A 26411-nucleotide genomic window follows, 5' to 3' on the forward strand; every position below is an offset into this window, starting at 1 on the left:
CGGTACCGTGCGAGACATGCAGAACCCGTTGACCCCCGAGGTCCTGGCCGATCCGGTGGCGCTGACCCGCGCCCTGGTCGACATCGAGTCGGTGTCCCTCGACGAGAAGGCGATCGCCGACTGCGTCGAGGAGGTGCTGCGCGGTGTGCCGCACCTGACCACCTACCGGCACTCGAACACCGTGATGGCCCGTACCGACCTGGGCCGGGCGCAGCGCGTGGTGCTCGCCGGCCACCTGGACACCGTTCCGCTCAACGGCAACTTCCCCTCGACCATGCGCGGCGACCTGATGTACGGCTGCGGCACCTCCGACATGAAGTCCGGGGTCGCCTTCGCGCTGCACCTGGCGGTGACGCTGCCCGACCCGCGCTACGACGTCACGTACTTCTTCTACGAGGCCGAGGAGATCGAGTCGAAGTACAACGGCCTCACCCTGGTCGCGCAGAGCCACCCCGAGTGGCTGGAGGCCGACTTCGCGGTGCTGCTGGAGCCGACGTACGGGATCGTCGAGGCGGGCTGCCAGGGCACCATGCGGGCGGTGGTCACCACGCACGGCGAGCGGGCCCACGCGGCGCGCTCCTGGCACGGGGTGAACGCCATCCACGGCGCGAGCGAGGTGCTGCGGCGGCTGACCACGTACGAGGCCCGCCGGGTGACCATCGAGGGCTGCGACTACCGCGAGGGCCTCAACGCGGTACGGATCACCGGCGGGGTGGCCGGCAACGTCATCCCCGACCGCTGCGAGATCGAGATCAATTACCGGTACGCCCCGGACCGCGACCCGGCGGGCGCCGAGGCGCACCTGCGCGAGGTCTTCGCCGGCTTCGAGCTGGAGGTCACCGACGCGGCGGCCGGCGCGCCGCCCGGGCTGGACAACCCGGCGGCGCAGGAGTTCCTGGCGGCGGTCGGTGCCGCGCCGGTCGGCAAGCTGGGCTGGACGGACGTGGCGCGGTTCGCGGCCATGGGCATCCCGGCGCTGAACTTCGGCCCCGGCGACCCGAACCTTGCGCACCACAAGGACGAGCACGTCGAACTGACCAAGATCCGGGACGGCGCGGCGACGCTGCACCGCTGGCTGGCCCCGGCCTGACGCCCTGCGATCCGGGGCCCGCGCCCGCCTCGCGGGCCCCGGATCGTCAGACGGTCGTCGTCGTCAGGGGTGCTTCCGCCTCGCCGGTCTCGCCGGTCAGGTCGGACCGGTGGGTCTCCATCATCCGGGCGCGGCGGCGCTCGGCCACCACGTCACGGATCCGCCGCTGCATCTGACGGCGGATCCGGATCATCTCGCTGTTACTGATCAACGCTGGCTCCTCCCCCGAAGGCGCGTCGCCCGGGGTATACCGGGTATGTGAATAGTAAGACGTCCGTGCGACCGAATTAGTTGCCCGGATCCCAAAGATTTCTCCGGCTCCCGGGCCTGCGCGCCGCGCCGGAGCCGCTCCACTACGGTGACCCCATGGGCGAGAGCAGGGGAATGTCGGCCGGGGACGGCCGGCGGGGGGAGCAGAACCGGGGGGAACGGCACCGCGGTGCGGTGACGCTGCGCAATCGGGCGATTCCGACGAGTACCGCCGACCAGCGGCTGCTCGACTCCCGGGGGCGCAGCGACTGGAAGACCAAGGACGCCTGGCGCGCGCTGCGGATCCTCTCCGAGTTCGTCGAGGGCTTCGACACCCTCGCCGACCTGCCCCCGGCGGTGAGCGTCTTCGGCTCCGCCCGCAGCAAGCCGGACAGCCCGGAGTGCCGGATGGCCGAGGAACTGGGCGGCGCCCTCGCCCGGGCCGGGTACGCGGTGATCACCGGGGGCGGTCCCGGCGTGATGGAGGCCGCCAACCGGGGCGCCGGTGAGGCCGGCGGGCTCTCCGTCGGGCTCGGCATCGAGCTGCCGTTCGAGCAGGGCCTCAACGACTGGGTCGACCTGGCCATCGACTTCCGCTACTTCTTCGCCCGCAAGACCATGTTCGTCAAGTACGCCCAGGCGTTCGTGGTGCTTCCCGGCGGCTTCGGCACCCTGGACGAGTTGTTCGAGGCGCTCACCCTGGTGCAGACCGGCAAGGTGACCCGCTTCCCGGTCGTGCTGATGGGCACCGACTACTGGCACGGGCTGCTCGACTGGCTGCGCGGCACCATGGCCGCCGAGGGCAAGATCGGCCCGGCCGACCTCGACCTGATCTGTCTCACCGACGACGTCAACGAGGCGGTACGGCACATCGTGGAGGCCGAGGCCGTGCTCTCCGCCGAGCAGGAGGCGGTCCGCGAGGAGGCGGTCGCCCGGGTGGCCGCCGACCAGCGCGCCGCCGCCGAGGCCGCCCCCGAGGGCCCGGCGGAACGGAGCTGACCCCGTGGCCAACGTCTGTGTCTTCTGCGCGTCCTCCCGTACCCTCGACGCCCGCTGGCTGGCGCTCGCCACCGAGACCGGTGAGGAACTGGCCCGGCGCGGGCACACCCTGGTCAGCGGCGGCGGCTGCGTCGGCATGATGGGCGCCGTGGTGCAGGGCGCACGGGCGGCCGGCGGTCGCACCGTCGGCGTCATCCCGCAGTCCCTGGTCGACCTGGAGGTCGCCGACCTGGACTCCGACGAGCTGCTGGTCACCGACAGCCTGGCCAGCCGCAAGACGCTGATGGACGAGAAGTCCGACGCGTTCGTCGCGCTGCCCGGCGGCCTCGGCACGCTCGACGAGCTGTTCGAGGTCTGGACCACCGCCACCCTGGCCCTGCACACCAAGCCGATGGTGATCGTCGACGTGGACGGGTTCTACCGGCCGCTGCTCGACTGGATCCGCGGGCTCGGCGAACAGCGGTTCCTCAAGCCGGCCGCGCTGGACCTGCTGATGGTCGCCGACAGCGTCCCCGCCGCCCTGGACCTCATCGACGCCCGCCTCACCTGACCCCGCCCCGCCCCGGCGTCGCCCCGGCGTCGCCCCGCGTCGCCCCGCGTCGCCCCGCCGGCAGATCTTGGTAGCAAATGGCCCCTATAGGGGCACTTTCGTACCAAGATCTAAGCGGATCTCGGGAAGTGGGAATCCTGTCTCGGAGGGTGGGTGGGGCGTCGGTTCGTGTCGGCGTGTGCCGGCTGGGCTGATCGTGGGCGCGGCCGGCATGGGTCCGGCTGCTCCGGACGGGGCGCTGCCTCGGCATCCGCCGCCTGGCCATCCGTTGACGGGCATCGGCGGGTGCGGTTGCCGCGTCAGCCGGATGAGCTGCGGCGCGCGGGGTGGACGTCGGTTTCCGGGTGTCGTACCGGCGTGGTGGGATGTCGGTGATGCAGGCGTACCGGTTGGTGCGCCGGCCCGGCGGCGCGGAGGCGGGGGTCACCCACGACGCCGGGGCGGGGCAGGGGGTGGGTCGGCCCGGCGGGCCGGCCGAAGTGGAGCCGCGATCCGGGGGGTCGGCGGGCGATGCCGCGCACCCGCAGAGCGCCACGCCGTCTCCGTCGCCGGCCGCAGCCGGGGCGGGCACGAACGCCGATCCGGTGCAGGCCGAGGTGGTCGCGCACACCGACGGGCCGATGCTCGTCGTCGGTGGTCCCGGCACCGGCAAGACGGCGACGCTCGTCGAGGCGGTCGCCGCCCGCGTGGCCGAGGGTGTCGACCCGGAGCGGATCCTCGTGCTCACCTTCGGCCGGCGCGGCGCCACCGAGCTGCGCCACCGGATCGAGGCGCGCATCGCCGGGGACGGGCACCGCGTGGTCCGCGAGCCGCTGGTGCGCACGTTCCCGGCGTACGCCTTCGGTCTGCTGCGCCGCGCGGCGGCCGAACGCGGCGAGCCCTCGCCCCGGCTGCTCACCGGCCCGGAACAGGATCTGATCATCCGTGAGCTGCTCGACGTGGTGGGGGAGGAGCCCGGCGACGACCCGGTCGGCTGGCCGGAGGATCTGCGCCCGGCGCTGCGGACCCGGGCGTTCGCCCAGCAGCTCCGCGACCTGCTGATGCGTGCCGCGGAGCGCGGCGTCGGCCCGGTCGAGCTGGCCCGGCTGGGCGAGAAGCTGGGCCGCGCCGACTGGCCGGCCGCCGCGCGCTTCCTGCGGGAGTACGTCGCCGTACTCGCTCTGCGTGACGTGAGCAACCGTGGCTCGGTCGCGTACGACCCGGCCGAGCTGGTGCGCGCCGCCACCGGCATGCTGCTCGACGATCCCGAGCTGCTCGCCGCCGAGCGCCGTCGGCTGTCCCACGTGTACGTCGACGAGCTGGCCGACACCGACCCGGCCCAGCTCGACCTGCTCGCCGTGGTGGCCGGAGGCGGGCGTTCCCTGGTGGCGTTCGCCGACCCGGACTCGTCCACGTACGCGTTCCGCGGCGCCGACCCGGCGGGCGTCACCACGTTCCCGCACCGCTTCCGGACCGCCTCCGGTGCCCCGGCCGCGCAGGTCACGCTGACCACCTCGTACCGGGCCGGGCCGGAACTGCTGGCGGCCACCGCCCGGCTGGCCCGCCGGCTGCGCGGCCCGGCGGCGCACCGGCGGCTGCGCCCGCTTCCCGGCGCGCCCGCCGGATCGGTGGAGGTACGGACGTTCCGGTCCGCCACCAGCGAGTCGGCCTGGCTGGCGCACGCACTGCGGGAGGCGCACCTGCTCGACGGCGTGCCCTGGTCCCGGATGGCGGTGCTGGTCCGCTCCACCGGCCGGCAACTGCCGTCGCTGCGGCGCGCGCTGCACACGGCCGGCGTGCCGACCGTCGTGCACGGCGAGGACCTGCCGCTGCACCTCCAGCCGGCGGTCGCCCCGCTGCTGCTCCTGCTGCGCTGCGCGCTCGAACCCGACCGGCTGGACGAGGAGGCGGCGGTCGCGTTGCTGCACTCGCCGCTGGGCGGCGCCGACCCGCTGGCCGAACGGCGACTACGCCAGGGGTTGCGGGCGCTGGCGCTGGCCGGCGGCGACCGCCGTCCCTCCGGCGAGCTGCTGGTGGAGGCACTGCGCGATCCGGCCGAACTGGCCACCATCGAGCGTCGCTGGGCGGCACCCGCGCAGGCCGTGGCGCACCTGCTCGCGACCGCCCGGGAGACGGCCGGCCGGCCCGGCGCCACAGTCGAGGACGTGCTCTGGGCGGTGTGGCGGGAGAGCGGGCTGGCCGAACGCTGGGCCGGGGCGATCACCCGGGGGCGTGCGGCCACCGGCGAGCACGAGACCGCCCAGCGCTGGCGGGCCGAGGCCGCCGACCGTGACCTCGACGCGGTCCTCGTCCTCTTCGACGCGGCGGCCCGGTTCACCGACCGGTTGCCCGGCGCGCGTACCGAGGTGTTCCTCGACCACGTCCTCGGGCAGGAGCTGCCCGCCGACACGCTCGCCGCCGCCGCCGACCGGGGTGACGCGGTACGCCTGCTCACCGCGCACGCCGCCAAGGGCCTGGAGTGGGATCTGGTGGCGGTGGCCGGGGTGCAGGAGGGCGTCTGGCCGGACCTGCGCCTGCGCGGCAGCCTGCTCGGCTCGGAGCGGCTCGTCGACGTGCTCGCCGGCCGCGCCGACGGTGCCGGGCTGCGGGCCAGCCTGGTCGGGCAGACCTCCGCGCTGCTGGACGAGGAGCGGCGGCTGTTCCACGTCGCGATCAGCCGGGCGCGGCGGCGGCTGCTGGTCACCGCTGTCGCGTCCGCCGCCGTCGGCGGGGACGACCACGAGGAGCAGCCGAGCCGATTCCTGCACGAACTCGCCGCCGCCGGCCCACCCGCCACCGGCGGAACCGGCCCCGCGCCGACCGGCCCCGCGCCGACCGGCCCGGCTCCGAGCGGCCCGAACCAGAACGGTCCGGCTCCGACGGGTCCGGCTCCGAGCGGCCCGGCCGGAAACGGCCCGGCAGCCCAGGCCACGCGCGGGCGAGCCGCGGACGGGCCGGTGCCGCACGGGGACGAGCATCCGCAGGACGGGCCACCCGCGGCGCTCCCGGTCACCCTGCCGCCGCGTGGGCTCACCCTGTCCGCGTTGGTGGCGGAACTGCGTACCGCCGTCACCGACCCGGCGACGCCGATCATCCGGCGGCACGCGGCGGCGGGTGAGCTGGCGCGGCTGGCCGCCGCCGGGGTGCCCGGCGCGCACCCGGACGACTGGTGGGGGTTGCGCGGCCTGTCCGACGACCGGCCGCTGGTCGACGAGGGCGAGCCGGTGCGGGTCACCCCGTCGGCCATGGAGAGCGCGTTGCGGTGCAGCCTGCGCTGGCTGCTGGAACGGCACGGCGGCAGCGGGCCGGCGAGCGCCGCGCAGGGCGTCGGCAACCTGGTGCACGCCGCCGCGATGCTCGCGGAGGACGCCAGCGTCGACCGGGAGGCGTTGCTGGAGTACGTGGCCGCGCGGTTCGACGCGATCGAGCTGGCCGCCCGGTGGATGGCCGGCCCGGAGCGGCAGCGCGCCGAGGCGATGGTGGACAAGCTGCTGCGCTGGCTGGCCGGCAACCCGCGGCGGCTGCTCGCGATCGAGCACGAGTTCGCGGTCCGCCTCGACGACCCGGCCCGCCCGATCGAGCTGACCGGCCGGGTCGACCGGCTGGAGGTCGACGCCGAGGGGCGGCTCGTGGTGATCGACCTGAAGACCGGCAAGTCGACGGCGGTCACCGAGCGGGAGGTGGCCGAGCATCCGCAGCTCGGTGCGTACCAGGCGGCGGTGGAGGCGGGCGGGTTCGCCGAGTTCGGCGAGGAACCGGGCGGGGCCGCGCTGGTGCAGCTCGGCACCGGCGCGCGGGACGCCAAGGAGCAGACCCAGGCCGCGGCCGGGGAGGGGCCGGAGGCCGGGTGGGCCACCGCGCTGGTGCGCCGTACCGCGGACACGATGGCCGCGTCCACGTTCGCCGCCGTGGCGAACTCCAAGTGCCGGGTCTGCCCGGTACGCACCAGCTGCCCGGTCTCCGGCCAGGGCCGCCAGGTGGTCGAGCCACCACCGGAGAATCAGCCGTGAGCGCGAGGAGTGAGCCGGTTTTGCGAGCCCCGCAGTCGCGAACAAGGACGGCACCGTGACTGTTCAGCCGGCGCTGTTCGGCGCCTCCGCCACGCCCGCGCCGCGCGCCGCCGACGCCGGGCCGCGCTACACACCGGTCGAGCTGGCCCGGCTGCTGCGGCTGCCCGCGCCCACCCGGGAGCAGGCCGCGATCATCGCCGCGCCGGTGGAACCGCTGCTGGTGGTCGCGGGCGCCGGCTCGGGAAAGACCGAGACGATGGCCGCGCGGGTGATGTGGCTGGTGGCCAACTCCTACGTACGCCCTGAGCACATCCTCGGCCTCACCTTCACCCGTAAGGCGGCAGGTGAGCTGGCGCACCGGGTCCGGACCCGCCTCGACCAGCTCATCCGGCGGCTCGGCCGGCAGGGGCGGGATCCGCACGACGACCCGCTGGCCGGCGAGCCGACCGTGTCGACCTACCACTCGTACGCCGGGCGGATCGTCACCGAGCACGGGTTGCGCGCCGGGTACGAGCCGACCACCCGGCTGCTCACCGAGGCGTCCCGCTGGCAGTTGGTCGACCTGCTGGTGCGCAACTACGACGGCGACATGTCCGAGGTGGACCGGATGCCGTCGACCATCACCGACGCCGTGCTGGCGCTCGCCGGTGAGCTGGACGAGCACCTGGTCGACCCGGACGAGCTGGCCGCCTGGACCGGCCGGTTCTTCGCCGACGTGCAGTCCCGGCCCGGCCGCGTCTACGCCGACGTCCGCAAGGCGCTCCAGCTCCAGCGGACCCGGCTGAAGCTGCTGCCGCTGGTGCGCGCGTACGCCCGGCGCAAGGACGACTTCGAGGCGATGGACTTCGCCGACCAGCTCGCCCGCGCGGCCCGGGTGGCCCGCGACCACCCCGGCGTCGGCGTGATCGAGCGGGACCGGTTCCGGGTGGTGCTGCTCGACGAGTACCAGGACACCAGCCACGCCCAGGTGGTGCTGCTGAACGCGCTGTTCGGCGGCGGCCACCCGGTCACCGCCGTCGGCGACCCGTGCCAGTCCATCTACGGCTGGCGCGGCGCCAGCGCCGGCACGCTCGACCGGTTCCCCACCGAGTTCGCGCGGACCGACGGCAGCCCCGCCGACGTGCTGAGCCTGACCACGAGCTGGCGCAACCGGCCGGAGATCCTCGGCGTGGCCAACACGCTCTCGGTGCCGCTGCGGGCGGCCGGCGCGCGGGTGCCGGAACTGCACGCCGCGCTCAGCGTCCGCGACCCGATCCCGCACCGCACCCCGGGCGGGCAGGCCGGCGGCACCGTGCACTGCGCGCTGCTGGAGACGTACGCCGACGAGGCCGACTGGATCGCGGACAGCGTGCTGGCGGCCTGGCGGGGCGCGGCCGGGATGCCCGGCGCGCTGCCCGAGCACATCCCCGCCGACCGTCGCCCGACCACGGCGGTGCTGGTGCGGCTGCGCAGCCAGATCCCGGCGATCGAGGCGGCGTTGCGCGCCCGCGGACTGCCGGTCGACGTGGTCGGCCTGGGCGGGTTGCTGGACACCCCGGAGGTACGGGACGTGGTGTGCACGCTGCGCGTGCTCGCCGACCCGACCGACGGGGCGGCGCTGCTGCGGCTGCTGACCGGCGCGCGCTGGCGGATCGGCCCGCGTGACCTGGTGGCCCTGCACCGCCGCGCCCGCGCCATCGCCCGCAGCCGCCGGGAGCTGACCGGCGACGAGGGCCCGGAGATCACCGTGGACGCGCTGGACGAGGCGACGCTCGTGGAGGCGCTGGCCGATCCGGGGCCGGCGCAGGCGTACTCGGCCGAGGGCTACGCGCGGCTGCGCTCGTACGGGATGGAGCTGGCGCTGCTGCGCTACCGGCTGGACCAGTCGCTGCCGGAGCTGATCGCGGACATCGAGCGGACCATCGGGCTCGACGTGGAGGTCGCGGTCCGGGCCGGCCGGGACGGCGCGGGCGACGCCGGGCTGGCCCGCGCCCACCTGGACGCGCTCGGCGACGTGGCGGCCCGGTTCAGCGGCGAGACGCCCGGCGCCACGCTGGCCGGTTTCCTCGCCTACCTGGCCGCCGCGGAGGACGAGGAGCGCGGGCTGGCGCCCGGCGAGGTCGAGGTGGTGGCCGGTGCGGTGCAGGTGCTCACCGCGCACGCCGCGAAGGGCCTGGAGTGGGACGTGGTGGCGGTGGCCGGGATGACCCGGGGCGTCTGGCCGGGGCCGGTCCGCAACTCCGACCACTGGCTGGGCGGGCTGGGCGTGCTGCCGTTCCCGTTGCGCGGCGACGCGGACGGGCTGCCCGAACTGGCCCTGCCGGAGGCGGAGGACCAGCGCGGCGTGGCCCGGGCGCTCACCGACTTCACCGACGCCTGGCGGGCGCACGACGAGCGGGAGGAGCGCCGGCTCGCGTACGTGGCGGTGACCCGCCCCCGCCGGCTGCTGCTCTGCTCCGGCTACTGGTGGGGGGAGGGGACCAAGCGGTTCCGCGGCCCGTCGGTGTTCCTGCGCGAGGTGCACGACGCCTGCCTGGCCGACCCGGACGGGCACGTGGTGGACGCGTGGACGCCCGAGCCGGCCGGCGACGCGGTGAATCCGACCACCGAGACGGTGCTGCGGGCCGAGTGGCCGGCCGACCCGCTGGGCGCCCGCCGACCGGCGCTCACCGAGGCGGCGGCGCTGGTCCGCCGCCACCTGGCCGACCCGGAGACCGCCCGTCGGGAAGCGGCCCTGCTCGCCACCACCGGAGCGGCGGAGGACGCCGAGGTGGCGCGCTGGCGGCGCGAGGCCGATCTCCTGCTCGCCGAGCGGGCGGAGCTGGCCCGGCAGGCCGAGGCGGTCGAGGTCGAGTTGCCCGGCCAGCTCTCGGTGACCCAGCTCGTGGCGTTGCGCCGCGACCCCGAGGCGCTGGCCCGTACGCTGCGCCGCCCGATGCCGGCCGAGCCGAACCCGTACGCCCGGCGCGGCACCGCGTTCCACGCCTGGCTGGAGCAGCGCTTCGGCGCCGACCGGCTGCTCGACGTGGACGAGCTGCCCGGCGCGGCGGACGAGGACGCGGCCCCGGACGAGGCGCTGGCCGAGTTGCAGGAGCGTTTCCTGGCCGGCGAATGGGCCGACCGGGTGCCGGTGGAGGTGGAGGTGCCGTTCGCCACTGTCATCGCCGGGGTGGTGGTCAGGGGGCGGATGGACGCCGTGTTCGCCCGCCCGGGCGGGCGCTACGACGTGGTCGACTGGAAGACCGGGCGGCAGCCGGCCGGCCGGGAGGCCGACGCGGCGGCGGTGCAGCTGGCGGTCTACCGGCTGGCCTGGGCGGAGCTGGCCGGGGTGCCGGTGGAGCGGGTCGGCGCCGCGTTCCACTACGTGCGGGACTCCGCGACCGTCCGCCCGGCCGACCTGCTCGACGCGGCGGGGCTGGCCGCGATGGTGGCCGCCGTGCCGGAAATCCCGGGGGATCTCCCGGAGCGCACGAATCCGTGATACGTTGACGTGGTTGCAGTTTTGGTTTCCAGAGACTCTGTGTGCGCCTGGCGGATTGTGGCCCCAGGCGCTCTTTGTTGTGTCCGGAGTTCTCCGGGCGGGGCGACCAGCAGCGACAGGCACGCCGCGTATTCCACGCGCGGGGTGCTCCTCTCCGGCACGCAACACGTGCGGGCCGACCGTTCCGTCAAGGAGACGAAACACATGGCAATTGGCACCGTCAAGTGGTTCAACGCTGACAAGGGCTTCGGCTTCATCACCCCGGACGACGGCGGCGCCGACGTCTTCGCCCACTTCTCGGCGATCCAGACCTCCGGCTACCGGAGCCTGGACGAGAACCAGCGGGTCGAGTTCGAGGTGACCCAGGGCCAGAAGGGCCCGCAGGCGGAGAACATCCGCCCGCTCTGATCTCCGGATCAACCGGTACCACCATCGCGCCCTCTCGGGCGTGGTGCACGGGCCGGCCCGCCTCTGCCGGGCCGGCCCGTCCCTTCGGTTCGTGCTTGTGACCACCGGTGATGCCGGTGACGCGCCGTCTTCCGGCGCCCTTCCTCGACACGTGCCGCGTCGAGGAAGGCTTTCCGCATGACCACGACCCTGCCCACGTTCGCCGCCACCGGCCTGGCTCCGGCGCTCGTCTCCGAGCTGGCCGCACAGGGCATCTCCGCGCCGTTCCCGATCCAGGCCGCCACGATCCCGGACTCGCTGGCCGGCCGTGACGTGCTCGGCCGGGGCCGGACCGGTTCCGGCAAGACGCTCGCGTTCGGGCTGCCGCTGCTGCACCGTACGGCCGGCCGCCGGGCCCGCCCGGGCCGCCCGCTCGCGCTGGTGCTCGTACCCACCCGGGAACTGGCCGCGCAGGTCACCGAAGCGCTCGCCCCGTACGCCGCCGCGCTCGGCCTGCGCTGCGCCACAGTTGTCGGCGGCCTCTCGCTGACCCGCCAGGCGGCCGCGCTGCGCGCCGGCGCCGAGGTGCTGGTGGCCACGCCGGGCCGGCTGCACGACCTGATCGACCGGGGTGACGCCCGGCTGGACCAGGTGACCATCACCGTGCTGGACGAGGCCGACCAGATGGCCGACATGGGCTTCCTGCCGCAGGTGACGAAGCTGCTGGAGCAGGTCGCCCCCGGTGGCCAGCGGATGCTCTTCTCGGCCACCCTGGACCGGGGCGTGGACCGGCTGGTCCGCCGGTTCCTGGCCGACCCGGTGACGCACTCCGTCGACCCGGGCACCGCCACCGTCACCGCGATGACGCACCACGTGCTGCACCTGGAGGCGGAGGACAAGCCGGACGCGCTGGCGCACATCGCCGCCCGCGAGGGCCGCACCATCGTGTTCATCGCCACCAAGCACCGCGCCGACCGGGTGGCCCGCCAGCTGCTCGCCAAGGGCGTACGCGCGGCGGCGCTGCACGGCGGCAAGTCCCAGCCGCAGCGCACCCGGATCCTGGAGCAGTTCCGCACCGGCCAGGTCAGCGCGCTGGTGGCCACCGACGTGGCGGCCCGGGGCATCCACGTCGACGGGCTGGACCTGGTCGTCAACGCCGATCCGCCCACCGAGGCCAAGGACTACCTGCACCGGGGCGGCCGGACCGCGCGGGCCGGGGAGTCGGGCACCGTGGTCACGCTCGTCCTGCCGGACCAGCGCCGCGACGTCGCCCGGCTGATGAGCACCGCGGGCATCAACCCCAAGACCACGCGGGTACGCCCCGGCGACAGCGAGCTGAGCCGGCTCACCGGCGCCCGGGAGCCGTCCGGCGTCCCGGTGACCATCACCGCGCCCGCCGCCGCGCACCCCGCCCCGGCGACCCGTCCCCGCCGGCGCCCGCGCCGCCGCTGACCGCAGTCCCGCGCCCGCCCGGTCCTGAGTCGGGAATCAGTCGATGTCGGGTCGGCTGCCCGACTGTGCGACCGCCGCGTGACGGTGATGCTGTCGCGCGGGGGACCGGTCGGGGGGTCGGCCGGACGCGGAGGGAGCGGTCATGGCGGAGGACGCCGGCTCAGGCGGAGCGCGGGAAGTGCTGCTGGTGCTCGCGGTGGCGGGCGCCGGCCTGGCGCTCGCCGCGGTGGCCGCGTTCGGGCCGTGGCAACCATCCGACGACGGTCCCCCGCAGGACCGGGGCGCGGCCCGCAGCTTCACCCCCGGAATGAGCGCGCCGCACGCTCCGTAGCGGCTGCCCAGGGGTGATGCCCGAAAACCGATATGACTCTCAGGCATGAATATGCCCGAGAGTCATATCGATCGAGAGCCATGCCTTCTCCGGCCGGGCAGGGGGCGGCCGGGTGGCCTCGAGCCCGCGCGTCAGGGTGCCGTGGCCCGGTCGCTCAGCAGGTCGGCGAGCGTGGTCCGGTCCACGACCAGGGCGATCGCGCCGTCCACCGCGAGCCAAACGTCCCGCAGGCCGGTTGCCACGCCGTGGTAGCCGGCCCGGTCGGCGGGGATGCCCCGGATGCTGGTGATCGCGCCGCCCACCGCGCGCAGCACGTCACCCACGCTGATCTCGTCCGGCGGTCGGGTCAGCGCGTACCCGCCCTCGGTGCCGCGATGGCTGTGCAGCAGTCCCGCCCGCCGCAGGTCGAGCAGGATCCCCTGGAGGAAGCTGAGCGGGATGTCCTGGCTCTCGGCCAGGCTCGCCGCCTTGACCAGCTCGCCGCCGGCCGCCGGGTCGCCGGTGGTCCCGGCGGCGTCGGCGACGGCGAGCATGGCCCGGAGCGCGTAGTCGGCGCGCGCGGAGATGTACACGACGTCAGTTGCCGGCCTGGTCCAGCACGCCCCAGCGGCGGCGGATCGCCTTGTCGGCGGCCCCGAACGCGGTGTCCACCAGCAGGCCCACCACCAGAATGACGATCATGATGGCCATCAGGCGTGGCGCCTCGCTCAGCTCGCGCGCGTAGGTGAGCTGCGCGCCGATCGAGGTGCGGGTGGCGATCACCACCAGCAGCTCACCGGCCATCAGGCTGCGCCAGGCGAACGCCCAGCCCTGCTTGAGCCCGGCCACGATGGCGGGGAGCGCGGCCGGGGCGATCACGTACCGGTAGAGGTTGAGCCCGCGCGCGCCGAGGTTGCGGCCGGCGCGGACCAGTAGCGGCGGCACGTAGTCCACGCCGTGGATGACGCCGTTGGCGACCGACGGCGCGGCGCCGAGCACCACCACGAAGAAGATCGCCTGCTCGCTGAGCTGGAACAGCAGGATGGCCAGCGGGAACCAGGCGATCGACGGCATGGTCTGCAACGCGGTGATCATCGAGCCGAGCGCGGCCCGGAGCACCTTGACCCGGGCCACCCCGAGGCCGAGCAGCAGGCCGGCCGCGACCGCTGCGGCGAATCCGACCGCCGCACGGCGGGCGGTGGTGGCCAGGCCGTCCCAGAGCGCCGAGCTGAGCAGGTACTCCCCGAGATCGCCGAAGACCACTGCCGGGCCGGGCAGCGCCCACGGCTCCTTCCAGCCGGACCAGACCACCGCCTGCCAGATCGCCACCGCGAGCGCGAGCGCGGCGAACTTGGGCCAGGTGGCCGACCACAGGCGGCGTACCCGGGACGTTCCCTTCTCCCGGCCGGCGATCTCCAGCGCGTCGAGGCCGGAGATCTCCGCGTCGGTACGCGCCGACCCGGTGAGGGTGTCACTGGCCATGCCGGCCCACCTCCTTGCGCAGCCGGTCGGTGACCTCGGCGGCGATGGCCGAGACCTCCGGCGAGTCGATCCGCCGGGGGCGCGGCACGGCGACCTCGGTGGAGTAGATGATCCGGCCGGGCCGGCTGGACAGCAGCACGATGCGGTCGGCGAGCCGGGCCGCCTCGCGGACGTTGTGCGTGACGAACAGGACGGTGAGCTTGCGCTCGGTCCAGATCCGCTCCAGCTCGTCGTGCAGGATGTCGCGGGTCATCGCGTCCAGCGCGCCGAACGGCTCGTCCATCAGCAGCACCGGCGTCTCCAGCGCGAGCGTGCGGGCCAGCGCGACCCGCTGCCGCATGCCGCCGGAGAGCTGGTGCGGCCGCTTGCGGCCGAACTCGGACAGGTGGACCGTGCGCAGCAGCTCGGCCACCCGCTCCTTGCGCTGGTCGCGGGGGAGTCCGCGCAGCTTCAGCGGCACCTCGACGTTGCCCTCGACGGTCAGCCACGGGAACAGTGCCGGCTCCTGGAACATCAGTCCCGGGTTGACGCCCTCGCCCAGCTCGATCGCGCCGCCGCTGGCCCGGTCCAGGCCGGCGACCAGGTTGAGCAGCGTGCTCTTGCCGCAGCCGGACGCGCCGACCATGCAGACGAACTCGCCCGGAGCGACGTCCAGCGACAGCCCGTCCAGCGCCAGGACCGCCTGCTCGCCCTGGCCGTACACCTTGGTCACGCCGCGCAGCGCGACCGAGCCGGTCGCGCTGCGCGGGGTCGTGCTGGCCGACGTCACGGCTGGCTGACCTCGGCCTTGCCCTGCGCCTCGAGCACCTCGTTGAGGTACTTCAGGTCGTAGAGGCCGTTCAGGTCGACCGGCTGGGTGAGCCCGACCGCGACCGCGTGGTCCAGGCCGGTCTTCAGCGACGACGGGATCGGGTCGTTGGTGAACTCCAGCGTCGGCCAGGCCTGCTTGATCAGCTTGAGGTCCAGCGGCTTGCCGGTGATCTTGCCGATGTGGTCGGAGATGGCCTGCTGCGCCTCGTCCGGCTTGGTGTTGACGAATTCGTTCGCCGCGACCTGACCCTCGACCAGCTTCTTCACCACGTCCGGGTGAGCCTTGAGGAACTTGGTGCTGACCAGCAGGTTGGTGATGACGAACTTCTTGTCCGGCCAGAGGTCGCGCTCGTCGACGAGCACCTTGCCGCCGGCGTTGACCAGGCGGGAGACGAACGGCTCCGGCACCCAGGCGCCGTCGATGGCCCCGCTGCCGAACGTCTCGATCGTCTGCGCGTTCTCCTGCGGCACGACCTTGACGTCGCCGCCGCCCTCCTTGGTGGTCTCCAGGCCCTTCTCCTTGAGCCAGTAGCGCAGCGCGACGTCCTGGGTGTTGCCGAGCTGCGGGGTGGCGATCTTCTTGCCGCGCAGCTGCTCCACCGAGGTGATGCCGGGCTTGACCACGAGCGCGACGCCGCCGGACGCGGCGCCGGAGACGACCCGGACCGCCTCGCCCTTGGACTTGGAGAAGGCGTTCACGGTCGGGTTCGGGCCGATGTACGTGGCGTCCAGCGCGCCGGAGAAGACGGCCTCGATGGCGGCCGGGCCGGCGTTGAAGGTCTTCGTCTCCAGCGTGACGTCGCCGCCCAGCTTCTCCTTGAAGATCCCCTTCTCCACGCCGACCACGGCGGGCGCGTGGGTGATGTTGGGGAAGTAGCCCAGGCGCAGCGTCACCGGGCCGGAGTCGCCGGCGGCGTCGCTGTCCTCGCCGCAGGCGGCGGTGGTGCCGAGCGTGGCCGCGCCGACCGCGGCCAGGGTCGCCAGGGTGACCAGGCGGCGCAGGGGAAGCCCTCTCATCGAATGTCCAATCCGCAGTATTCCTATTTAGTTGGTAGGAAGACTGGGGCAAGTGACCGTCGGCGTCAAGACCCGTCCCGCGACAGTCCACCGTTCGGCCAGGGCACACCGCCGGTAGAGCCGGTACCGAGGCGCTAGTGTCGATCTCGTGCCGACGCGGATAGCGAAGATCCCAGCGACGAAGTACCCGGTCGAACGGTTCACCCTCGACAACGGCCTGCGCGTGGTGCTCACGCCGGACCGCAGCGCCCCGGTCATCGGGGTGGCTGTGGTCTACGACGTCGGCATCCGCTCCGAGCCCGAGGGACGCACCGGGTTCGCCCACCTCTTCGAGCACCTGATGTTCCAGGGCTCGGAGAACCTGGAGAAGCTGGCCCACTTCCGGCACGTCCAGGGCGCGGGCGGGACGTTCAACGGCTCCACCCACCTGGACTACACCGACTACTTCGAGACGCTGCCCGCCAACGCCCTGGAACGGGCGCTGTTCCTGGAGGCCGACCGGATGCGCGGCCCCCGGCTGACCGAGGAGAACCTGCGCAACCAGGTCGACGTGGTCAAGGAGGAGATCCGGGTCAACGTGCTGAACCGGCCGTACGGCGGGTTCCCCTGGCTGACGCTGCCCCCGGTGATGTTCGACACCTTCCCCAACGCGCACGACGGCTACGGCTCCTTCGTCGACCTGGAGTCGGCCACCGTCGCCGACGCCGCCGACTTCTTCCGCCGCTACTACGCCAGCGGCAACGCGGTGCTCGCGGTCAGCGGCGACATCGACGTGGCCGAGGCGACCACGCTCATCGAGCGGCACTTCGGGGACGTGCCGGCCCGGCCCGCCCCGCAGCGGCCCGACTTCGCCGAGCCCGACCTGACCGCCGAGCGGCGCAGCACGTACACCGACGCGCTGGCCCCGCTCCCCGCGGTGGCCGGCGCCTGGCGGGTGCCCGACCCGATCAGCGACTTCGCCGGTTACCTGCCGTACGTGGTGCTGGCCGAGGTGCTCACCGACGGCGACGCCTCCCGGCTGGTCGAGCGGCTGGTGCAGCGCGACCGGTCGGTCACCAGCCTCGGCGGGTACCTCGGCTTCATGGGCGACCCGTTCGACGTGCGCGACCCCACCGCGCTGCTGCTCCAGGCGCACCTGCCGCCCGGCGGCGACGTGGACAAGGTGCTGCGCACGATCGACGAGGAACTGGACCGGCTGGCGGCCGACGGGCTGACCGAGGGGGAGCTGGCGCGTACCCAGGCCCGGATGGCCACCCACCTGCTGCGCGACACGGACGCGGTGCTCGGCCGCGCGTTGCGGATGGCGGTGCTGGAACAGCAGCGCGGCGAACCCGGCCTGCTCAACGACCTGCCCCGGCTGGTCGGCGAGGTGACCGAGGAGCAGGTCCGCGCCGCCGCCGCCACCTTGCTGCCCGAGCGCCGCGCGTCCGTCGAGGTCGTCGCCGGAGGAGCCCGATGACTGCCACCGCCACCACCGCTGCCACCACCGTCCGGCCGCTGCCGGCACTCGGCCCGAACCGCCGCCTCAAGGTGCCCAAGCAGGCCGAGCGCACGCTGGGCAACGGCCTCACCGTGATCGCGGTGCGCCGCTCCGCCGTACCGCTCGTCGAGCTGCGACTGTGGATGCCGTTCGGGCGTACCCACCTGGCCCGCGGCGCGATGCTGGCGCAGACCATGCTCTCCGGCACCGAGGCGCACAGTGCCACCGAGCTGGCCGCCGAGCTGCAGAAGGTCGGCGGCGGGCTGACCGCCGGTCTCGACCCGGACCGGCTGATGCTCTCCGGCGCGGGCCTGGTCACCGGCCTGGACCGGATGCTGGAGCTGCTCGCCGAGGTGCTCACCGGGGCCACCTACCCGGCGGACTGGGTGGAGACCGAGCGGGACCGGCTGGTCGACCGCATCCAGGTCGCCCAGAGCCAGCCGTCCCACCTGGCCCGCACCGCGCTGCTCAAGCGGGTGTACGGGCGGCACCCGTACGCGGTGCAGACGCCCGACCCGGACCAGGTCCGGGCGGTCCGCCCGGCCGCGTTGCGCCGGCTGCACGCCGAGCGGGTGCATCCGGCCGGCGCGGTCCTGGTGCTCGTCGGCGACGTGGCCCCGGACCGGGCGCTGGACGCGGCCGAGCAGGCGCTGTCCGGGTGGCGCGGTGACGGCCACGTCGCCGAGCTGCCTCCCGCGCCGCCGCTGGAGCCCGGGCCGCTGCTGCTGGTCGACCGGCCCGGCTCGGTGCAGTCGTCGGTACGCCTCGCGCTCCCCGCGGTGCCGCGTACCCACCCGGACCACGCCGCGTTGCAGCTCGCCAACCTGATCTTCGGCGGCTACTTCTCCTCCCGCTGGGTGGAGAACATCCGCGAGGACAAGGGCTACACGTACGGGCCGCACTCGCTCGTCGAGCACTCGGTGGCCGGTTCGCTGCTCGTCGCCGGCGCCGAGGTGGCCACCGAGGTCACCGCGGCGGCACTGGTGGAGACGAACTACGAGCTGGGCCGCCTGGCGACGGTGCCGCCGAAGGCCGACGAGCTGGAGCAGGCCCGCCAGTACGCGCTCGGCACGCTCCAGCTCGGCATGTCCACCCAGGCCGGTCTCGCGTCGCTGACCAGCGCGTACGCGGGCAACGGGCTGCGGCTGGACTTCCTCGCCGAGCACGCCGCCCGGCTGGCCGCCGCGACGGTGGACGACGTGGCCGAGGTGGCCGCCCGCTACCTGGCCCCGGCGCGCGCGGTCACCGTCGTGCTCGGCGACGCCGAGCGGGTGGCCGACTCGCTCGCCGCGCTGACACCGGTGCGTACGGAATCCGCATGAGCGGCGAGTCCGCCCCGCCGCTGGCCCGGTCGACGCTCGACCGGGCCGCGCACCGGCGTACCGATCCGGGCTGGCTGACCGAGGCGTGGGAACGGGCCCGGGTGCTGGTGCTGGACTCGACCGCCGAGGGGCGGGCGCTGGTCCGCGGCGCGGCGAACCCGCCGGAGCTGGTCCTGGTCGGCCCCGGTGAGCTGCCCGAGGTGCCCCGGTCGGTACCGATGTTCCTCGGCGTCGAGCCGGACGGCGTACCCGTGTTCGCGGTGGACGGGCCGCTGCCGGCGCTGCCGGACACCCGTCCGGTCCACCTGCGCGAGGTCGGCCACCTGATGACCGACCGGGACGCGGGCCTGTTCACCACCGCGCTGGCGCTGCTCAACTGGCACCTGCGGCACGGGTACTCGTCGACGACGGGCAAGCCGACGAGCGCCGACGAGGCCGGCTGGTCGCGGATCGACCCGGACGGCGACCGGGTCTGGCCGCGTACCGACCCGGCGATGATCGTGCTGGTGCACGACGGCGTGGACGGCCCGGACGGCCGCTGCCTGCTCGGCAACAACGCGGCCTGGCCGCGCACCCCGGGACAGCGCCGCTACTCCTGCCTGGCCGGATACGTCGAGCCCGGCGAGTCGGCCGAGGCCGCCGTGCTGCGCGAGGTCCGCGAGGAGGTGGGCGTCCCGGTCGAGGAGATCGTGTACGTGGGCAGCCAGTCCTGGCCGTTCCCCGGCTCGCTGATGCTCGGCTTCCTGGCCCGCGCCGACGCGGACGCGCCGATCCGGGTCGACCTGGCCGAGATCGCGCACGCCCGCTGGTTCACCCGCCGGGAGATCGGGGCGGCGCTCGCGGACGAGCCGGTGCCGGTGGGCGGGGGAGACCGGCTGGTCCTGCCGCCGCCGTCCTCGATCGCGTTGTTCCTGGTGCACCGCTGGCTCGACGGCCACTGCTGACCGGCTGACCGGCCGCGGGTGGACGCGGCCCCGACCCGGACCGTCGTTGCCGCGACGGCCGCGGGCCGGGAACACGTTCCGTCGTGGCCGGGTGAGGCGGGAAAGCGGCGGGGGAGGCCGGTCCGGCCACGACGGACGTCAGCGTCCGGTCATCCACCGTCCCAGCGGTACGGGTGCCCGGGGGCGGGTTCCTCGATCGGCAGCACCTTGACCCGGTGCCGGCCCGCGCGCACGGCCCCGACTGCGGACAGTGCGCGGGCGAGCAGGAGTGCGGCGTCCCGGTCCTCGGCGTGGACGACCTGGCGGCGGGGCTCCGGCGTGCTCGTCTCGTCACGCAGGCGACTCCCGCCCGCCCAGGCGGCGGCGATGTCGGCGTCGGCGGCGGTACGGATCTCGGTGCGGACGATCAGGAACCGCATGGTGTCCCCCGGACAATCGGCGGTTACACGCTGGAACTTCCACGTCACTCCCGCGTCATGTTACGCCGATGTGTCCGCCCGGCAAGGGGAACGCGCCAGCTCGACCGATCGGAGGATCCCAGGTCAGCACCGTTGTCGGGGATGGACGCGCGGGGGGCCGCCGGCTCGCGCCGACGGCCCCCCGGTGGTTCGCCGGATCAGTCCAGATCGAACTGACCGTTCTTCGTTCCGGCGAGGAAGCCGAGCCAGCCGGCCCGGTCGAACAGCAGGACCGCTCCGCTCGGATCCTTGCTGTCCCGCAGCGCCACTGTGGCCGGCCCGGAGCCGAGCGGCGCGACCTCCACGCAGTTGGAGGTCTGGCTGCGGGTGCTCTTGCGCCAGGCGGCGCCGGCGAGCCGTCCCGAGAGGGCGGTCGTGCTGGTGTGGATCTCGTTCATGGTGCTTGCTCCTGGTGAGGTGCTCCGATGGGACCGAGCGACGCCGGAGCGCGGGCGGTGTCCGTGCCGGATCACCGTTCCGTGGTGAGGCGCCCCGAGTCCCGGCGACGCTGGGCCGGCGCCGTTGCCGGCCCGTACGCCACCGTGGACTCGACTGCCGTGCCGGTCAGCCGTCCCGTCGCCTCGATCAACCAGGAGAGGGTGTCCGATGCGGAGAGCGCCGACGAGCATAGCCACTCGAACACCACTTTATAGCGATTTAGGGTGTTTACCTCGGTCGACATGACGTCGGTGAACCCACCTTCGATGGCGAGTGTCTCCGGATCGAGGGGATCGGCGAACCGGTAGACCGAGAACGCGGTCGGCGGAAGGTACCAGTCACCGACCCGGGTGTCCCGCAACAGCAGACGCAGCGTCACGTTCGGCAGCAGCGCCATCTCGCACAGGTGGACGAGCTGCTCGTGCAGCACCTCCGGCGGCCCGGCCCGCCGGCCGAGCGCGGCCTCCTCCAGCACCGCCGTGTAGCGGGGCACCTCGGGAGAGCGGGTCAGCAGCGACTGGCGGGCCTGCCGCGCGCGTACCTCGGTCTCGGGATCCTCGCTCTCCGGGTCGCCGGCCTCGGCGGCGACCTGCGCGGCGGACATGATCCGGTGCCGGGCGTACCCGGGCGTCTGCAACAGCCCCGGCACCAGCACCGGGTTGTACTCGGAGATCTCCGCGCAACCCGCCTCCAGTTCGGCGAAGGCGCGCTGCTGCTGGGTCATCACCGGGAAGTTGCGCAGCCAGCCGCGCATGTCGCCGGCCTCGTGGGTGATCCCGGTCAGCTCCGCGCGCTGCTCCTCGTCGGCGCCGTAGAGCGTCAGCAACACGTCCACGTCGTCCGGGTCGGGGCGGCTGCGGCCGTTCTCCAGGCGGGACAACTTGGATGCGGAGGCCCAGCCGATCCGCTCGATGACCTGGTCACCGGTCAGACCGGCCTGTTCGCGGAGCCGGCGCAGCTCGGTGCCGAGTCGACGACGGCGCAGAATCGGGCCTGGTACGGCAGGAGGCACGGCGTCCTCTTTCCCGTCGACCGTCGCTTGACGCGACGGTAACTGTATGAAATTCGCCCCCCACGGTCAGTATGGACGGCGCGACCGGCGCCGGAGGTTCCGGCACGGGCGTGTCACGAGACAAAAAGAGGACCGTGGAGGGTGTCTTCACCGGCGCCCGCCCCCGACGCGCCCTGGTGGCGCACCCCCGCCGGAGGGAACCGATGCGCACCGTCCTGCGCCGCCCCGACTTCCGTCTCCTGTTCGCCGCGCTCGTCGCGAGCATGGCGGCGGAGTCGGTCCTGCTGCTCGCCCTGGCCGTCTGGGTCAAGGATCTGACCGGTTCGGACAGCATGGCCGGGGCGACCATCTTCGCGGTCATCGCGCCGATGGCGCTCGCCCCGCTGGTCGGGTGGGTGGTCGATCGCTACCGCAGGCGACCCTTCTTCATCGCCGCCAACCTGGTCGCGGCGGTGCTGCTCGGTCCGCTGCTCACGGTCCGGGACCGGTCCGACGTCTGGGTGATCTACGTGGTCGCCGCGCTGTACGGACTCTCGTACATCACCCTCACCGCCGTGCTCAACGGACTGATCCGGCATCTGGTTCCGCCCGATCTGCTGGCCGACGCGAACGGGCTGCTGCAGACCGTCCGGCAGGGGCTCCGGCTGATCGGGCCGCTGGCCGGGGCCGGTGTCTACGCCGCAGTGGGCGGCTGGCTGCTGGTCCTGCTGGCCATGACCGGCTTCCTGACCGCGGCGGCGGTGGTCGCGCGGCTGCGCGTGGAGGAGGGCACACCGTCGCGGTCCGGTCGTCGCGGGCCGTCCGAGCTGGGTGCCGGGCTGCGGCACCTGACCGGCGAGCCGGCGCTGCGCCGGGCGCTGCTCGGGTACGGGCTCGGCTCGCTGGTGATGGGCTTCACCGAGTCGCTGATCTTCGCGTACGTCGATCTGGGCCTGCACCGCGACGCCGCGTTCGTCGGCGTGCTGGTCATGGTGCAGGGCGTCGGCGGGCTGGTCGGCGGCCTGTTCTCGGCCGCCGTGGTCCGCCGGTTCGGCGAGGTCGGCGCGCTCGCGGCGGGCGTGACGTTCTTCGGGCCGGCCGCGCTGGCGCTGGCGTACCCCCGGTTGTGGCTCGGGGTGGTGGCGCTGCTGCTGGCCGGCCTCTCGCTGCCGCTGACCATGGTGGGGCTGAACACGCTGATCCAGCGGCGGACCCCGCCGCGGCTGCTGGGCCGGGTGACCGCCGCGTCGGAGGCGCTGGTCAGCGGGCCGCAGGCGCTCTCCATCGGCACCGGCGCGCTGCTCGTCGGCGTGTTCGACTACCGGCTGCTGTTCGCCCTGGTGGGGGCCGTCACCACGGCGGCCGGCCTCTACCTGTGGCGGGGCCGCGGGCTGACCACGCCGGTCACCGGGCCGGTCCGGATCCCGGCGCCCCGGAAGCCCGCCGACGACGGGGTGCTCAGTCGCGGGGGTTCCTGAACGACGGCGAGCGGCCGCACCCGGATCGGGTACGGCCGCTCGTGGCGTCGCGGGCGGATCAGCCGGGCAGCGCGGCCAGGTGCTGCTTGACCTGGGTGATCGACGGGTTGGTCAGGGCACTGCCGTCGGCGAAGCGCAGCGTCGGGACGGTCTGGTTGCCGCCGTTGACGCTCATCACGAAGTCCGCGGCCGTCGGGTCCTGCTCGATGTCGACCACCTCGTACGCGATGCCCTCCCGGTCGAGCTGCGACTTCAGCCGGTGACAGTAGCCGCACCACGGGGTGGAATACATCGTCAGCATGGTCTGGTCCTCCAAGGGGTGGCTCGCGCCCGGTCCGATCAGGCCAGGCTAACCGCTGCAACGTCACACGATGCTGGGATGATTCCCTGCTGTGGGCGTTCACTCAGCGGCGGAACGGGTGCTGGCCGGGCTGGATCCGGAGCAGCGCTCAGCGGTGACCGCCCCGGCCGGCCCGGTCTGCATCCTGGCCGGCGCCGGCACCGGCAAGACCCGGGCGGTGACCTCGCGGATCGCGTACCGGGCGCTGACCGGCGACATCGCCGGCCGGCATGTGCTGGCGGTCACGTTCACCGCCCGCGCCGCCGCCGAGATGCGCAGCCGCCTCGGCGTGCTCGGGGTGCAGGGCGTGCAGGCCCGCACGTTCCACGCGGCGGCGCTGCGGCAGGTCCGCTACTTCGCGCCCCGGCTGCTGGCCGGGCGGGCCATGCCGGAGCTGCTGGACAGCAAGGTGCGGGTGGTCACACTCGCCGCCGCCAAGGTCGGCCTGCGCGCCGACCGGGCCGCCGCGCGGGATCTGGCCGCCGAGATCGAGTGGGCCAAGTCGTCGCTGGTCGAGCCCGGGGAGTACGTCGTGGCCGCGGCCAAGGCGCTGCGCGAGACGCCGTACGAGCCGGCCCGGGTGGCCGACGTGTTCGACGCGTACGAGCGGCTCAAGCGCGGCAACGGGGTGATCGACTTCGAGGACATGCTGCGCGCCGCGGTCTGGGGGATCGAGGAGCACCCGGACGTGGCCGAGCAGGTGCGCAACCAGTACCGGCATTTCGTGGTCGACGAGTACCAGGACGTCAACCCGCTCCAGCAGCGGCTGCTGGAGGCGTGGCTGGGCGGCCGGGACGACCTCACCGTGGTCGGCGACGCCAGCCAGACGATCTACTCGTTCACCGGCGCCACCTCGTCGTACCTGGTCGACTTCCCCCGCCTGCACCGGGGCGCGACAGTGGTCCGGCTGGTCCGCGACTACCGCTCCACCCCGCAGGTCGTCGGGCTCGCCAACGCGGTGATCTCCCAGGCCCGCGGCACCGAGGCGCGGCTGCGGCTGGAGCTGCACGGCCAGCGCCGGCCCGGCCCGGAGCCGGAACTGCGGATCTTCACCGACGAGCCGGCCGAGGCCAACGCGGTCGCCGCCCGCTGCCGCGCGCTCGTCGCGGGCGGCACCCCGGCCCGGGAGATCGCGGTGCTGTTCCGCACCAACGCGCAGTCCGAGGCGTACGAGAAGGCGCTCTCCGAGGCCGGCGTGCCGTACGTGCTCCAGGGCGCGGAGCGGTTCTTCGAACGGCCCGAGGTGCGCCAGGCCATGATCGCGCTGCGCGCCGCCACCAGGTCGGCCGACGCGGGAACCCCGCTGCCGGCCGCCGTGGTCGAGGCGCTCACCGCTGTCGGCTGGGCGCCCGACGCGCCTCCGCCCGGCGGCGCGGCGCGCGAGCGGTGGGAGGCGCTCGCCGCGCTGGTCCAGCTCGCCGAGGAGTACGCGGCGCAGCCTGAGGCGGAGTCCGGCCTGACCGGGTTCACCGAGGAACTCGCCCGGCGGGCCGCCCAGCAGCACGTGCCCACAGTCGAGGGCGTGACGCTCGCGTCGCTGCACTCGGCGAAGGGGCTGGAGTGGGACGCGGTGTTCCTGGTCGGGCTGGCCGAGGGCACGCTGCCCACCACGTACGCGAAGACCATGGAGCAGGTCGAGGAGGAACGGCGGCTGCTCTACGTCGGGATCACCCGGGCCCGGGAGTGGCTCTGGCTGTCGTACGCCACCGCGCGCTCGCCGGGCGGGCGGGCCCGGCGGCCCTCCCGGTTCCTGCCCCAGCTCGACCGGTCCGGCGGCGGTGAGCGGGCCGGCGGCGCCGGGCCGGCGCGGCGGGCCGAGCGGCGCCGGCCGCAGGTGGTGCCGTGCCGGATCTGCGGCGCCACGCTGCTCGCCGGCGCGGACCGCAAACTGGGCCGCTGCCCGACCTGCCCGTCGGACATCGACGAGGAGCTGTACGAGCGGCTGCGCGAGTGGCGGCAGCGCGTGGCGGGCGCGCAGAAGGTGCCGGCGTACGTGGTCTTCACCGACGCCACGCTCACCGCGCTGGCCGAGCGGAAGCCCGGCCGCACCGAGGAGCTGGTGGCGATCGCCGGAATCGGGCCCCGAAAAGTCGGGCTATACGGGGATTTGGTGCTCGCCCTGGTGGCGGGCGCCACGGTGGACGAGGTCTGCCCACAGAAAACTTCTGAAAACTAGCCGTAAATCGTTTGCCCTCGCCCGAGGGCGAGGAATAGCCTCATGACACACCTCGCGAGCGGCGCCGTTCTGGCTGCTCAAAGGGGATGAGTCCACGGTCGGCACGAGGAGAGTCAGGGAGGTGGCACCAATGAAGATCTTCACCTACGAGCGTCTTGCGGCGATGCCGTCTGCCGTCGCTCCGCTGTCGGCTGTCCGGGTGGCCCTCGCCGCTCGACCGTCGGCTCCGCAGGTGCACCAGGTCCCGGTTCAGGCCGAGCTGACCCTGACCGTTGCGCCGATCGCCGGAGTCGAGGGCACCAGTGGCTTCGCGGGCAAGGGCATCGATGGCGCCAAGAAGCGCACGGATGTCCGCGGTGTTCCACCTCGAGGTAGACCGGTCTGATCCATCAGACCACCGGCTCACCTCGAGGCCGCGGAACCCGCATACCGGGATCCGCGGCCTCAGTTTTTTGTCCCGCCGAAGTACGTCGGAATGCGATCCACGAGATCGAAGTGAGAGAGAGGTGACCGGAGGATGAGTCTGGCGTTGGCCCCGCTCGACGTGAGCGTCGACGTGGAGGCGAACCTGCCCTGCCGGAAGTTCGACCCCGACCTGTGGTTCTCCGACTCGCCCGCCGAGCTCGAGCTGGCCAAGTCGCTCTGCGGGGACTGCCCGCTGCGCGTCGAGTGCCTGGCCGGGGCGGCGGAGCGAGCCGAGCCCTGGGGCGTCTGGGGCGGCGAGATCTTCGAGCGTGGCGCGGTCGTCCCGCGCAAGCGGCCCCGTGGCCGTCCGCGCAAGGAGGACCTCGCCCGTGACGCGCAGCTCCGGGTCGAGGCGGAGGCGCGACTGGCGGCCAGCGGGCTGTCCGAGTCGCGTAACTCCGTCCGGCTGGCAGCCTGACACACCTACGTTCCGAAACCGACCGATGCCGGTGTCCCTCCACCGGCCGACCTGAAGAGAGAAACCCTGATGCTGAACCTGCCGAACGGATTCGAGATGCAACTAC

Annotated in this window: 24 protein-coding genes; 15 read left to right on the forward strand and 9 right to left on the reverse strand. The window is 73.9% G+C overall.

Translation table 11 applies throughout. The annotated features are described in order from the left end of the window. Nucleotides 1-16 precede the first annotated feature (16 nt). The gene (gene dapE / locus ABIH81_RS12715) at nt 17-1090 is read left to right on the forward strand and encodes a succinyl-diaminopimelate desuccinylase (RefSeq protein ID WP_349880438.1); all 1074 of its coding nucleotides are present in this window, start codon (nt 17-19) and stop codon (nt 1088-1090) included. A gap of 46 nt (nt 1091-1136) precedes the next feature. Here dapE and ABIH81_RS12720 read toward each other — a convergent pair whose 3' ends face one another. Next, nucleotides 1137-1301 (reverse strand): hypothetical protein, encoded by a 165-nt coding sequence (locus tag ABIH81_RS12720; protein ID WP_349880439.1) that lies wholly within the window; start codon nt 1299-1301, stop codon nt 1137-1139. Nucleotides 1302-1474: 173 nt separating this feature from the next. On the opposite strand from ABIH81_RS12720, the gene ABIH81_RS12725 reads away from it, so the two are divergent. The 7 genes from ABIH81_RS12725 to ABIH81_RS12755 all read left to right on the forward strand — a co-directional run bounded on the left by ABIH81_RS12725 (nt 1475) and on the right by ABIH81_RS12755 (nt 12507). Beyond that, the gene (locus ABIH81_RS12725) at nt 1475-2338 is read left to right on the forward strand and encodes a TIGR00730 family Rossman fold protein (protein ID WP_349881083.1); all 864 of its coding nucleotides are present in this window, start codon (nt 1475-1477) and stop codon (nt 2336-2338) included. Between the two features lie 4 nt (nt 2339-2342). Further along, a complete protein-coding gene (locus ABIH81_RS12730; protein ID WP_349880440.1) occupies nt 2343-2888 on the forward strand; it encodes a TIGR00730 family Rossman fold protein in 546 nt (181 codons plus the stop codon). Between the two features lie 374 nt (nt 2889-3262). Then, on the forward strand, nt 3263-6877 hold the full coding sequence (locus tag ABIH81_RS12735; RefSeq protein WP_349881084.1) for a PD-(D/E)XK nuclease family protein: 3615 nt from the start codon (nt 3263-3265) through the stop codon (nt 6875-6877). 55 nt (nt 6878-6932) lie between these two features. After that, on the forward strand, nt 6933-10337 hold the full coding sequence (locus ABIH81_RS12740; protein ID WP_349880441.1) for a UvrD-helicase domain-containing protein: 3405 nt from the start codon (nt 6933-6935) through the stop codon (nt 10335-10337). A gap of 204 nt (nt 10338-10541) precedes the next feature. Then, nucleotides 10542-10745: a cold-shock protein gene (locus tag ABIH81_RS12745; RefSeq protein WP_013288421.1), complete on the forward strand. Its 204-nt coding sequence runs from the start codon at nt 10542-10544 to the stop codon at nt 10743-10745. A 177-nt stretch (nt 10746-10922) separates the two neighbouring features. Then, nucleotides 10923-12176, forward strand: a complete 1254-nt coding sequence (locus tag ABIH81_RS12750) for a DEAD/DEAH box helicase (RefSeq protein ID WP_349880442.1) — start codon at nt 10923-10925, stop codon at nt 12174-12176. A 142-nt stretch (nt 12177-12318) separates the two neighbouring features. Further along, nucleotides 12319-12507: a hypothetical protein gene (locus tag ABIH81_RS12755; protein ID WP_349880443.1), complete on the forward strand. Its 189-nt coding sequence runs from the start codon at nt 12319-12321 to the stop codon at nt 12505-12507. A gap of 131 nt (nt 12508-12638) precedes the next feature. On the opposite strand, the gene ABIH81_RS12760 is transcribed toward ABIH81_RS12755, so the two are convergent. The 4 genes from ABIH81_RS12760 to ABIH81_RS12775 are packed head-to-tail and all read right to left on the reverse strand — an operon-like array spanning nt 12639 to nt 15795. Next, a complete protein-coding gene (locus ABIH81_RS12760; RefSeq protein WP_349880444.1) occupies nt 12639-13079 on the reverse strand; it encodes an Rrf2 family transcriptional regulator in 441 nt (146 codons plus the stop codon). A 4-nt stretch (nt 13080-13083) separates the two neighbouring features. Next, a complete protein-coding gene (locus ABIH81_RS12765) occupies nt 13084-13968 on the reverse strand; it encodes an ABC transporter permease subunit (protein WP_349880445.1) in 885 nt (294 codons plus the stop codon). Beyond that, nucleotides 13958-14737, reverse strand: a complete 780-nt coding sequence (locus ABIH81_RS12770; protein WP_349880446.1) for an ABC transporter ATP-binding protein — start codon at nt 14735-14737, stop codon at nt 13958-13960. The genes ABIH81_RS12765 and ABIH81_RS12770 overlap by 11 nt, the downstream gene beginning before the upstream one ends. Beyond that, nucleotides 14734-15795, reverse strand: coding sequence for an ABC transporter substrate-binding protein (locus tag ABIH81_RS12775; protein ID WP_349880448.1), 1062 nt, complete (start codon nt 15793-15795; stop codon nt 14734-14736). The genes ABIH81_RS12770 and ABIH81_RS12775 overlap by 4 nt, the downstream gene beginning before the upstream one ends. 148 nt (nt 15796-15943) lie before the next feature. Between ABIH81_RS12775 and ABIH81_RS12780 the strand changes: the two genes are divergently transcribed. Genes ABIH81_RS12780 through nudC form a run of 3 tightly spaced genes read left to right on the forward strand, consistent with a single transcriptional unit; the run spans nt 15944 to nt 19541 of the window. After that, nucleotides 15944-17254 carry a pitrilysin family protein gene (locus ABIH81_RS12780; RefSeq protein ID WP_349880449.1) on the forward strand — a complete coding sequence of 437 codons (1311 nt, stop codon included), beginning with the start codon at nt 15944-15946 and terminating at the stop codon, nt 17252-17254. Beyond that, complete coding sequence (locus tag ABIH81_RS12785; RefSeq protein ID WP_349880450.1) at nt 17251-18597, forward strand: pitrilysin family protein; 1347 nt, start codon at nt 17251-17253, stop codon at nt 18595-18597. Before ABIH81_RS12780 ends, ABIH81_RS12785 begins: the two co-directional genes overlap by 4 nt. Further along, a complete protein-coding gene (gene nudC / locus ABIH81_RS12790; protein ID WP_349880451.1) occupies nt 18594-19541 on the forward strand; it encodes an NAD(+) diphosphatase in 948 nt (315 codons plus the stop codon). The genes ABIH81_RS12785 and nudC overlap by 4 nt, the downstream gene beginning before the upstream one ends. 149 nt (nt 19542-19690) lie before the next feature. On the opposite strand, the gene ABIH81_RS12795 is transcribed toward nudC, so the two are convergent. The 3 genes from ABIH81_RS12795 to ABIH81_RS12805 all read right to left on the reverse strand — a co-directional run bounded on the left by ABIH81_RS12795 (nt 19691) and on the right by ABIH81_RS12805 (nt 21449). Then, the gene (locus tag ABIH81_RS12795) at nt 19691-19960 is read right to left on the reverse strand and encodes a hypothetical protein (protein ID WP_349880452.1); all 270 of its coding nucleotides are present in this window, start codon (nt 19958-19960) and stop codon (nt 19691-19693) included. Between the two features lie 197 nt (nt 19961-20157). Continuing rightward, on the reverse strand, nt 20158-20397 hold the full coding sequence (locus tag ABIH81_RS12800; RefSeq protein ID WP_349880453.1) for a DUF397 domain-containing protein: 240 nt from the start codon (nt 20395-20397) through the stop codon (nt 20158-20160). 71 nt (nt 20398-20468) lie between these two features. Next, on the reverse strand, nt 20469-21449 hold the full coding sequence (locus tag ABIH81_RS12805; protein ID WP_302905275.1) for a helix-turn-helix transcriptional regulator: 981 nt from the start codon (nt 21447-21449) through the stop codon (nt 20469-20471). Nucleotides 21450-21652: 203 nt separating this feature from the next. On the opposite strand from ABIH81_RS12805, the gene ABIH81_RS12810 reads away from it, so the two are divergent. Then, entirely contained in the window at nt 21653-22906 is a 1254-nt protein-coding gene (locus tag ABIH81_RS12810) for an MFS transporter (RefSeq protein WP_349880454.1), read from the forward strand. Between the two features lie 58 nt (nt 22907-22964). Here ABIH81_RS12810 and ABIH81_RS12815 read toward each other — a convergent pair whose 3' ends face one another. Continuing rightward, on the reverse strand, nt 22965-23207 hold the full coding sequence (locus ABIH81_RS12815) for a mycoredoxin (RefSeq protein WP_018784736.1): 243 nt from the start codon (nt 23205-23207) through the stop codon (nt 22965-22967). A 91-nt stretch (nt 23208-23298) separates the two neighbouring features. On the opposite strand from ABIH81_RS12815, the gene ABIH81_RS12820 reads away from it, so the two are divergent. The 3 genes from ABIH81_RS12820 (at nt 23299) to ABIH81_RS12830 (ending at nt 26305) form a co-directional block, all read left to right on the forward strand. Next, the gene (locus ABIH81_RS12820) at nt 23299-25422 is read left to right on the forward strand and encodes an ATP-dependent DNA helicase UvrD2 (protein ID WP_349880455.1); all 2124 of its coding nucleotides are present in this window, start codon (nt 23299-23301) and stop codon (nt 25420-25422) included. Between the two features lie 130 nt (nt 25423-25552). After that, a complete protein-coding gene (locus ABIH81_RS12825; protein ID WP_349880456.1) occupies nt 25553-25807 on the forward strand; it encodes a hypothetical protein in 255 nt (84 codons plus the stop codon). 132 nt (nt 25808-25939) lie between these two features. Further along, nucleotides 25940-26305, forward strand: coding sequence for a WhiB family transcriptional regulator (locus tag ABIH81_RS12830; protein WP_349880457.1), 366 nt, complete (start codon nt 25940-25942; stop codon nt 26303-26305). The last annotated feature ends 106 nt before the right edge of the window (nt 26306-26411 follow it).

The organism is Micromonospora sp. HUAS YX12, from assembly GCF_040215685.1.
GTDB lineage: Bacteria > Actinomycetota > Actinomycetes > Mycobacteriales > Micromonosporaceae > Micromonospora > Micromonospora tulbaghiae.

Excerpts from the sequence above, each read along its gene's own strand:
- dapE (WP_349880438.1), top strand. The coding sequence starts at position 17 with ATGCAGAACCCGTTGACCCCCGAGGTCCTGGCCGATCCGGTGGCGCTG.
- ABIH81_RS12725 (WP_349881083.1), top strand. The coding sequence starts at position 1,475 with ATGTCGGCCGGGGACGGCCGGCGGGGGGAGCAGAACCGGGGGGAACGG.
- ABIH81_RS12735 (WP_349881084.1), top strand. The coding sequence starts at position 3,263 with ATGCAGGCGTACCGGTTGGTGCGCCGGCCCGGCGGCGCGGAGGCGGGG.
- ABIH81_RS12745 (WP_013288421.1), top strand. The coding sequence starts at position 10,542 with ATGGCAATTGGCACCGTCAAGTGGTTCAACGCTGACAAGGGCTTCGGC.
- ABIH81_RS12750 (WP_349880442.1), top strand. The coding sequence starts at position 10,923 with ATGACCACGACCCTGCCCACGTTCGCCGCCACCGGCCTGGCTCCGGCG.
- ABIH81_RS12755 (WP_349880443.1), top strand. The coding sequence starts at position 12,319 with ATGGCGGAGGACGCCGGCTCAGGCGGAGCGCGGGAAGTGCTGCTGGTG.
- ABIH81_RS12765 (WP_349880445.1), bottom strand. The coding sequence starts at position 13,968 with ATGGCCAGTGACACCCTCACCGGGTCGGCGCGTACCGACGCGGAGATC.
- ABIH81_RS12775 (WP_349880448.1), bottom strand. The coding sequence starts at position 15,795 with ATGAGAGGGCTTCCCCTGCGCCGCCTGGTCACCCTGGCGACCCTGGCC.
- ABIH81_RS12785 (WP_349880450.1), top strand. The coding sequence starts at position 17,251 with ATGACTGCCACCGCCACCACCGCTGCCACCACCGTCCGGCCGCTGCCG.
- nudC (WP_349880451.1), top strand. The coding sequence starts at position 18,594 with ATGAGCGGCGAGTCCGCCCCGCCGCTGGCCCGGTCGACGCTCGACCGG.
- ABIH81_RS12795 (WP_349880452.1), bottom strand. The coding sequence starts at position 19,960 with ATGCGGTTCCTGATCGTCCGCACCGAGATCCGTACCGCCGCCGACGCC.
- ABIH81_RS12800 (WP_349880453.1), bottom strand. The coding sequence starts at position 20,397 with ATGAACGAGATCCACACCAGCACGACCGCCCTCTCGGGACGGCTCGCC.
- ABIH81_RS12810 (WP_349880454.1), top strand. The coding sequence starts at position 21,653 with ATGCGCACCGTCCTGCGCCGCCCCGACTTCCGTCTCCTGTTCGCCGCG.
- ABIH81_RS12815 (WP_018784736.1), bottom strand. The coding sequence starts at position 23,207 with ATGCTGACGATGTATTCCACCCCGTGGTGCGGCTACTGTCACCGGCTG.
- ABIH81_RS12825 (WP_349880456.1), top strand. The coding sequence starts at position 25,553 with ATGAAGATCTTCACCTACGAGCGTCTTGCGGCGATGCCGTCTGCCGTC.
- ABIH81_RS12830 (WP_349880457.1), top strand. The coding sequence starts at position 25,940 with ATGAGTCTGGCGTTGGCCCCGCTCGACGTGAGCGTCGACGTGGAGGCG.